Raw genomic sequence first — 6,010 nt, forward strand, 5'->3', positions numbered from 1 at the left:
CAGGAGGCTCTCAGCGTGTCGGCAGACGAGATCCGGGGCATCGCGCACGGGACCGCCCCCGTCCCCCTCTCCGTACTGGACCTGGTGACCGTCGGCACCGGCAGCACCGCCACCGACGCGCTGCGCACCAGCGCGGCCCTCGCGCGGCTCACCGAGGCCCGCGGGTTCCACCGGTACTGGGTCGCCGAGCACCACTCGATGCCCGGCGTGGCCTCGTCCTCCCCCGCCGTGATCCTCGCCCACCTCGCCGCCCACACGGAGCGGATCCGGCTCGGATCGGGCGGGGTCATGCTGCCCAACCACGCCCCGCTCGTGATCGCCGAGCAGTTCGGGACGCTGGAGGCACTGGCGCCGGGGCGGATCGACCTGGGCCTCGGGCGGGCGCCGGGCACCGACGGGGCCACCGCCGCCGCGCTGCGCCGTACCGAGACCCTCAACGAGGGCGCCGACGACTTCCCGCAGCAGCTCGCCGAGCTGATCCGGTTCCTCGACGACGACTTCCCGGACGGGCATCCGTACCGGAGGATCCACGCGATCCCGGGGCCGGTGCAGAGCACCACCCCGGGCGGGGTGCAGTCGCCGCACCGGCCGCCGGTCTGGCTGCTCGGCTCCTCCGGGTTCAGCGCCCGGCTCGCCGGCATGCTCGGGCTGCCGTTCGCCTTCGCCCACCACTTCTCCGCGCAGAACACCGTCCCGGCCCTCGACCTGTACCGGGAGTCCTTCAGTCCGTCCGCCGTGCTCGACGAGCCCTACGCCCTCATCGGCGTCTCCGTCCTCGCCGTGGACGAGGAGCGCGAGGCACGCCGGCAGGTGCGGGCCGGCGCGGTGAACATGCTGCGGCTGCGCACCGGGCGGCCCGGCCTCTTCCCGGACCCCGACGACGTCGAGCAGCACGAGTTCTCCCCGATGGAGGAGGAGTTCGTGCACTCCTGGACCGCCAACATCGTGCACGGCACCGCCGACGAGGTCCGCGCCGGCCTCGACGACCTGCAGAAGCGCACCGGCGCCGACGAGCTGATGCTCACCACGCACGCCCACCGCGGCGAGCTGCGCCTGCGCTCCTACGAACTGGTCGCCGACGCCTACGGTTTGCCGACCGGGGTGTCCGCGTAGGTCCGGGTGTCCAGCAGCTCGGAGATGCGGTCCGCCGGCACCGGCCGGGAGTAGAGCCACCCCTGGCCGGTGTCGCAGCCGATGTGCCGCAGCCGGGAGGCCTGCGCCGAGGTCTCGACGCATTCGGCGGTGACGGTCAGGCCCAGGCGGTGGGCCAGCTGGATCATCGCCTCGACCACGACCTCGTCCGCCGGGTTCGGCCGGTCGCCCGGCTCGTCGTACTGGAAGCCCCGGACGAAGGAGCCGTCCAGCTTGAGGACGGAGACCGGGAGCCGGCTGAGGTAGGCGAGGTTGGAGTAGCCGGTGCCGAAGTCGTCGATGGCGATGCGCACCCCCATGTCGCTGAGGGCCTGGAGGGCCTGGAGCGGGCGGCCCGCCGAGCCCATGACCGCCGATTCCGTCAGCTCCAGCTGGAGCAGGTGCGGGGCCAGGCCGGTCTCGGCGAGGGTCTCGGCGACGTCCGCGACCAGGTCCGAGTCCCAGACCTGGCGGACGGCGACGTTGACGCTGACGAAGATCGGCGGCTCGCCGGGGTGGTCCAGCTGCCAGCGCCGGGCCTGCCGGCAGGCGGTGGTCAGGGCCCAGCGGCCGAGCGGGACGATGGAGCCGTCCTCCTCGGCAAGTCCGATGAACCGATTCGGCGTCAAGGTGCCGAACTGCGGGTGGTGCCAGCGGACCAGGGCCTCGACCCCGTTGAGCCGGCCGTCCCCCATGCCCACCAGCGGCTGGTACTCCAGCACGAACTCGCCGCGCTCGATGGCCGGACGGAGCGTGGAGGAGAGGGCCTGCCGGGTCACCAGGTGGGCGTTGCGCTCCGGGTCGAAGAGCGTCCAGCGGGACTTGCCGTCGGCCTTCGCCCAGTAGAGGGTCGTGTCGGCGGCCTGCATCAGGCCGGTGGCGGTGGTGCCGGCGGCATGGCGCTCCACCACCCCGATCGACGCCGACAGCGACAGCCGCTGACCGGCCAGGTCGAACGGCGCCTGGAGGGCGGCCAGCGCCGACTCGGCCAGATCGGCCAGCTGTTCGGTGCCGGTCGAGTCCTCCACCAGCAGGGCGAACTCGTCCCCGCCCAGCCGGGCCACCAGCGGCGCGCCGGCCCGTGCGAAGCCGGCCTCGTCCGCGACCCGGGTCAGCCGCTCCGCGACGGCGGCCAGCAGGCGGTCGCCCACCCGGTGGCCGAGGGTGTCGTTGACCGCCTTGAAGCCGTCGAGGTCCAGGTAGCACAGGCCGATCCGGCCGGTGCCGCTCTGCTCGTACGACTCCGCCTCCAGCGCCGCCGACAGCCGCTCGAAGAACAGCGTGCGGTTGGGCAGCCGGGTCACCGGGTCGTGCATCTGCAAGTGCCGCAGCCGGGCCTGGAGTTCGCGGCGGGAGCTGATGTCGGAGACCGAGATCAGCACCCCCGGCGCCTCCTTGGCCAGCGGGGCGACGGCGACCTGGACCCAGACCGAGTGCCCGTCGGGGTGCTTCAGCCGGCGGGTGCAGCGCAGCTTGGCCTGCCGGCCGCGCAGCACCTCGCGGTAGGCGTGCCAGGTGCGGGCGTCGGAGGCCAGGTCCAGCAGGTCCGCGGCGACCCGTCCGGGCAGCCCGGCCTGATCGGCGCCGATCAGGGTGGCGAACGCCTCGTTGGCGGTGGTCACGTGCCCTTCGGGGTCGACCACGGCCATGGGCAGCGCGGCGGCGGCGAAGGCGTACGCGTAGGTCTTCGGCTCTGTCTGGTCGTTCGTCTTCTCGTACGACTTCCGGTAGGTCTTGTCACTCTCTGTGACGGCGGACCGGTCGAGGTCTGCCGCGGGCGTCGGCCCTTCGGACGTTCCGCTCACCGCTCGCTCCCGCAGTGCACTCGATCTCTGTCCGTGCAGGAAAGTGTGCCGATCATAGATGCTGGCCCGAGGGCCTTCCAGCCACTGTCCAGTGTCCCCGATGAACGGGCGATTCTGACAGATCGTTTCTGCCCGCACCTGGACGGGTTCTTGAGGCGTCCGACCGCTTGTGACGTTCCGTGAGTGACCCGGGGTGTCGGCCGTTCGGGTCCATCCGTCGTGAGCAGGGGGTTCCTCACCCTTCTGGTGCAGATAAACAGGTCATAAGGTGACAAACTCGCACAGGCTGGGGGCGGTGTCCCGAGAACCGCCCCCGGAGGTCCTTCCGTGCCGCGTCTTCTGCTGCGCAGCTCCGCCGCCGTGTTCACCACGATGTCGGCGCTCGTCGCGACGACGATCCTGACCGGACCGTCGGCCGCCGAGCCGTTCTCCACGGCCCCCTGCGCCCTGCACCGTACCGACGCGCACCACTCCGAGGGCGTCGACACCTGGAACGCCGGCTACCCGCGCCCCACCCGCCCGCTCTCGGCCGTGATGGTGTTCCTCTCCTTCCCGGACGCCACCCCGCAGACCACGCCCGCGGAGCTCGCCGCCGACCACTTCCCGGCCACCAGCCGGTTCTACGAGCAGGCCTCCTACGGGAAGTTCACGATCCACCCGCACCCGCTCACCCACTGGCTGCGGATGCCCCGGCCCTCGGTCGCGTACGGCATGCGGCGCGACTGGAGCGTCCCGCTGCGCGCCGCCTACCTGCACGACGCGTTCGCGGCGGCCGATCCCGAGGTCGACTTCTCGCGCTACGACATCGTGTACCTCGTGGCCGACCCGGACGCGCCCGGTGTCGACTCCGACGCCACGAAGGTGGTCAATCTCGACACCCCGGTGCACGTCGACGGCACCGACGTCCGCCGGGTCGTCACCGTCTTCGAGAAGCATCCGCCGGACCGGCTGGTTCTCGCCCATGAGACCGGGCACGTCTTCGACCTCCCGGACCTCTACCACCGTCCGGCGGACGGCAAGGGCGACTGGGACACGTACGTCGGCGACTGGGATCTGATGGGCAGCCAGTTCGGTCTGTCCCCGGACTTCTTCGCCTGGCACAAGTGGAAGCTGGGGTGGCTGGATCCGCGCCAGGTGGTGTGCGTCCGGGGGACCGCGCCGACCCGGCTGACCCTGGAGCCGCTGTCCGCCGGGCCGGGGGTGCCCGCGCAGGGGGCCGCGGGCGCGCCGGACTTCGGGCTCGGCGACGGCACCAAGCTGGCGGTGGTACGGACCGGGCCCGACACCGTGCTGGCCTTCGAGGCGCGGGGCGCGTCCGGCAATGACGGCGCCGCCTGCCGGCAGGGGGTCCTCGTCTACCGGGTCCGCGACGAGACGGCCTCCGGCGGCGGGCCCGTCGAGGTGATCGACGCCCATCCGCGCACCGAGGCCTGCTGGGAGAACTCGGTCTACCCGCCACTGGCCGACGCGCCGGTCTCCCTCGGCGAGAGCTTCACCGTGCCGGGGGACGGCGTGCGGGTGGCGGTGGAGGGGCGGACGGCGTCCGGTGGCTGGAACGTGAAGATCACACCGGCCAAGCCGGACTGAACCCGACGGCGTCCCGACGGCGGAACGGGATCCTGGCGACGGAAAGGCGGAAGGCCAAGCTCACAGGAGCTTGGCCTTCCGCCTACTTCGCGTGCGCCGCCAGGGACTCGAACCCCGGACCCGCTGATTAAGAGTCAGCTGCTCTAACCAACTGAGCTAGCGGCGCCTGCTGACGTCGTAGACCTTAGCATCCTGATCGGCGGGAGGAAAAATCGATATCCGTACGGTCGAGCGGGCCGCGCGGACCGCCGCCCAGAGCAGGATCTCCGGGCCGGGCAGCCACGGCTGCCGGGTGTCCGGGGCGACCAGCCAGCGGGCACCGGCCGCGGCGGGGGCGGGCTCGGCGGGGGCGGGCTCGGCGTACGGTGCCGGGACGGTGACCGCGTCGCCGGTGCCGTGGCAGAGCAGCGGCGGTACGGCCTGGCCGCGGCCGCCCCACTCCTCCCAGTCGAGCAGCGACGGCAGCCGGGCGGCGGTGCCGGGGGTGGCGAACAGGAGCATCCGGCCGCGGAACACCGCGACCGGCCCGGACCCCGGCCCCTCGTCCCACAGCCGGTCCAGCATGCGGCGGCCGAACAGCGCCGGGGTGTTCACCACGTCGAACGCGGTGCCGCAGGGCAGGACGACCGGGGCGTCCGGCCGCTCCCGCCAGAAGGCGAGCGTGCTCCGCGGATACGTTCCTGCGGAGGCCAGCCAGGCGGCTCCGTCGGAGGTGACCGCGGCCGCGTCGCCGAACTGGCCGGGGGTGCCGGATGTACCGGGTACCTCGGGTGTGCCGAGTGTGCCGAGTGCGCCGGGGAAGGTCTCGTACGGTGTGCGGCTCATGGGGAAGTGATACCCCTCGTGCACATCCGCTCGCCGTCAGTTGCGGGAAACCCGGGCGGGACGGAACGGAAGGGCGTATCTTGCCCGCCCGGCATATGCCATCCGCAGGTCCTAGATCTGCTCGGGGCCCGGTCGCTCCCGCCCCCGCAGCAGGTCCCGGCCGAACTCGACCATCTTCTTCGCGTAGTCCTCGGTCCACTCGGCCCGCTCGGCGATGTCGGCCGGGGTCAGCCGGTCGAAGCGGCGCGGGTCGGCGAGCTGGGCGGCGGCCATGGCCTGGAACTCCACCGCCCGGTCGGTCGCCACCCGGAACGCCTGGGTCAGCTCCGTGGCGCGGGTCAGCAGCGCCCCGGGGTCGTCGACCGACTCCAGGCCGAAGAAGTGCTCGGGGTCGGCGACCGCTTCCACAGGCTCGAAGAGCAGGGGCGCGGGGCGTAGCCGCGGTTCGTGCCGACGCGGCGTGGGCTCCGCCATGTCTGGTCCTCCTCATACGCTGTCGATGACTACGGTCCGATGACCACCGTCCATTCTCCCGCGCCCGCGCAAGGGGCCCCAAGAGCCCGGGGAACCGCCCCCCAGTGAGGGCGCGGGAACCGCGCGATCGGCGGGTGGGGTCCATGGACCGCCTCCGGCGGCGTGGGGGGGGGCGGGCGACCGGGGGT

The 6,010-nt window shown here is 72.7% G+C and carries 5 protein-coding genes and 1 tRNA gene; 2 read left to right on the forward strand and 4 right to left on the reverse strand.

Going from position 1 to position 6,010, the window contains the following annotated elements; all coding sequences use genetic code 11:
- Positions 1-15: 15 nt before the first annotated feature.
- Positions 16-1,113, forward strand: a complete 1,098-nt coding sequence (locus tag AB0M11_RS36605) for an LLM class flavin-dependent oxidoreductase (protein WP_365712499.1) — start codon at positions 16-18, stop codon at positions 1,111-1,113.
- Here AB0M11_RS36605 and AB0M11_RS36610 read toward each other — a convergent pair.
- Positions 1,083-2,936: an EAL domain-containing protein gene (locus AB0M11_RS36610; RefSeq protein WP_365712500.1), complete on the reverse strand. Its 1,854-nt coding sequence runs from the start codon at positions 2,934-2,936 to the stop codon at positions 1,083-1,085. The genes AB0M11_RS36605 and AB0M11_RS36610 overlap by 31 nt on opposite strands.
- 372 nt (positions 2,937-3,308) lie before the next feature.
- On the opposite strand from AB0M11_RS36610, the gene AB0M11_RS36615 reads away from it, so the two are divergent.
- Positions 3,309-4,523 carry a M6 family metalloprotease domain-containing protein gene (locus AB0M11_RS36615; protein ID WP_365712504.1) on the forward strand — a complete coding sequence of 405 codons (1,215 nt, stop codon included), beginning with the start codon at positions 3,309-3,311 and terminating at the stop codon, positions 4,521-4,523.
- Between the two features lie 92 nt (positions 4,524-4,615).
- Here AB0M11_RS36615 and AB0M11_RS36620 read toward each other — a convergent pair.
- The 3 genes from AB0M11_RS36620 to AB0M11_RS36630 form a co-directional block, all read right to left on the reverse strand.
- Positions 4,616-4,689: transfer RNA gene (locus AB0M11_RS36620), tRNA-Lys, on the reverse strand.
- A complete protein-coding gene (locus AB0M11_RS36625) occupies positions 4,680-5,348 on the reverse strand; it encodes a bifunctional DNA primase/polymerase (RefSeq protein WP_365712501.1) in 669 nt (222 codons plus the stop codon). Before AB0M11_RS36625 ends, AB0M11_RS36620 begins: the two co-directional genes overlap by 10 nt.
- A 111-nt stretch (positions 5,349-5,459) precedes the next feature.
- On the reverse strand, positions 5,460-5,822 hold the full coding sequence (locus AB0M11_RS36630) for a hypothetical protein (protein ID WP_365712502.1): 363 nt from the start codon (positions 5,820-5,822) through the stop codon (positions 5,460-5,462).
- Between the last annotated feature and the right edge of the window lie 188 nt (positions 5,823-6,010).

Source organism: Streptomyces sp. NPDC051987, assembly GCF_040680735.1.
Taxonomy (GTDB): domain Bacteria; phylum Actinomycetota; class Actinomycetes; order Streptomycetales; family Streptomycetaceae; genus Streptomyces.